This window comes from Paraconexibacter sp. (genome assembly GCF_041602235.1).
Lineage (GTDB): Bacteria > Actinomycetota > Thermoleophilia > Solirubrobacterales > Solirubrobacteraceae > Paraconexibacter.
Genome location: NZ_JBFIGP010000439.1, coordinates 1 through 2,168, shown reverse-complemented (window position 1 = coordinate 2,168; position 2,168 = coordinate 1). Strand labels below are relative to the sequence as shown.

Here is a 2,168-nt window from a genome sequence, read left to right as displayed (position 1 = left end):
GGGAGCGGCCCGCCGATGCGCCCGGCGAGATGGCGGTAGAAGGCGATCTCACGGTAGTAGGCACCCATGCCGACGCCCGTCGCGCGGCTGGTCGGGTCGTCGGAGGCGAGCTTGACCACGACGGTCTCGGGGGCGCCGCCTCCCTCGCTGAAGGTGACGCGGTGGCTCTGGCTCATCTGCCCGGTGCCGATGCGCTCCGTGCGGTCGATGGTCAGGCCGGGCCGCCGCAGGACGGCGGACAGCCACTCGGCGGTCAGGTCGTCGGGCGTGCGGATGACGGAGGCGGAGTCCATGTCCGACAGTATGTCCGACATGGTGTCGAGTCCGCAAGGCGCTCAGTCGACCTGGACCGCGAGGCGGGCCGGACGGGCCGCGCGCCGACCGTCCGGGCGCAACGCCACCGCCGACAGACGCACGTGGCCGTACGGCAGGTCGATCGACGCGATCCACCGCCCGCGGCCCACCTTGCGGGCGTCGACCCGACGGTCCGCCCTGCCCCGACTCCTCGACGCAGGCCGCAGCGCCCGGACCGCCAGGCGGACGGCACCGACGCTGTCGCTGACCCGCACCTCCACGCTGCACCGCGCCCCCGGGCACCAGATCCGCCCGAACCGCGCGCGCTTCAGGAGCGCCGGTCGCGCCCCGCCGACGGCCGGCTGCGGGGTCGAGACCCCCCCGTCGAGCCCAGCCGTCCGCGAGATCCAGGCCGCCCGATCACTGACCCGCGTGTACATGCCGGGCGCATCGCCCGTCGCGCACTCGTCGGCGCCGAAGGACACGACCCCGATCTGCGCCGCGCGGCCGCCGGGCCCGGCGACGACCAGCGGACCACCCGAGTCACCCTCGCACGCGTCGGCCCTCGCGGTGCCGGCGCAGAGCATCACGGAGCGCCGGTAGTCCTCGCCGTAGGACGCGCGGCAGGCCCCATGGCTGCGCACCGTGACGGCCACCTCCCGCAGCACGTCGGACCCCTCGTCGTCCGGGTCCGCCGAGGTCCGTCCCCATCCGGACACCACCGCGCGGGTCCCGGCGCCGTCACCCGACCGGGCCAGGCTCACCGCCGGGGCCGCCACCTCACGCGTCAGGGTCAGCACCGCGGTGTCGGCGCTCCCGGTGGCGTCGTTCCACTCGGGGTCGACGGCGATGCGCGCCACTCCCGTCCGCTGGCCGGTCGACTCGTCGGACAGGCGAGGGCGGCCCGACACCACCGTGATGCGCGACGCCTTCAGGCCCGCCACGCAGTGGGCGGCCGTCAGCACGTGGCGCGGTCCGATGACGCTGCCGCCGCAGAACTGCCCGTCCACCGCGGGCTCCCCGGCGCTGACCAGGGCCACCGTCCACGGGCTCGAGACGGACGCCACCGGGGCGCCGCCCGCCACGCGCAGCGTCGGGCCGGTCGCCGCGTGCGCCGCTCCCGGCACGGCCGCGATCGCGAGGAGGACGGTGAGTGCCGTCGAGGAAGTTCGCATGCGGCGATGGTGCTACGTGCACGATGAAGCGAAGATGAAGACGTGCGGATCCTCCTGGTCGAAGACGAACCCGAGCTGGCGCGGTCCGTCGGGAGCACGCTGCGCGCCGGAGGCTTCGCGTGTGACCACGCCCCGTCGATCGCCCAGGCCTCGCTGCTCGCGGACATGCACGAGTACGACGCCTGCGTCCTGGACCGACGCCTGCCCGACGGCGACGGCCTGGAGCTGTGCGCCGCCTGGCGGCGCGAGGGACGGGCGCTGCCGGTGATCGTGCTGACCGCGCTCGACGGCACCGAGGCGGTCGTCGACGGGCTGGGAGCCGGCGCCGACGACTACCTCACCAAGCCGTTCGCGGCAGCAGAGCTGCTGGCGCGCGTGCAGGCCCTGCTGCGCCGCGCACCGCTCGCTCCCCGGGAGGTCCTGCGGCTCGGCACGGTGGAGATCGATCGCGGTCGCCGGCGCGTCCTGGACGATGGCGTCCTCGTCCCCCTCACGTCCAAGGAGTTCGCCGTCCTCGAGCACCTCGCGCTCGCCGATGGCGCCGTCGTCGACCGCTATGCCCTGCTCGAGCACTGCTGGGACCACGCGGCCGAACCGAGCTCCAACGTCGTCGACGTCCACATCCGCGCCCTGCGACGCAAGCTCGGCGCGGGCATCGTCGAGACGGTCCGCGGTGCCGGGTACCGCGCCGCGGACCGC

2 protein-coding genes and 1 pseudogene are annotated in these 2,168 nt (G+C 75.0%); 1 reads left to right on the top strand and 2 read right to left on the bottom strand.

Annotation, left to right across the window (positions count from 1 at the left end; translation table 11 throughout):
* Together ABYE80_RS20155 and ABYE80_RS20150 are read right to left on the bottom strand one after the other, a co-directional pair.
* A pseudogene (locus ABYE80_RS20155) lies at positions 1-293 on the bottom strand (phosphotransferase); the annotation flags it as partial.
* A 42-nt stretch (positions 294-335) separates the two neighbouring features.
* The gene (locus ABYE80_RS20150; RefSeq protein ID WP_372792129.1) at positions 336-1,469 is read right to left on the bottom strand and encodes a trypsin-like serine protease; all 1,134 of its coding nucleotides are present in this window, start codon (positions 1,467-1,469) and stop codon (positions 336-338) included.
* 42 nt (positions 1,470-1,511) lie between these two features.
* Between ABYE80_RS20150 and ABYE80_RS20145 the strand changes: the two genes are divergently transcribed.
* A partial coding sequence (locus tag ABYE80_RS20145; protein ID WP_372792127.1) for a response regulator transcription factor occupies positions 1,512-2,168 on the top strand: 657 nt, incomplete at its 3' end.

Coding starts and splice junctions, on each gene's coding strand:
- ABYE80_RS20150 (WP_372792129.1), bottom strand. CDS start 1,469: ATGCGAACTTCCTCGACGGCACTCACCGTCCTCCTCGCGATCGCGGCC.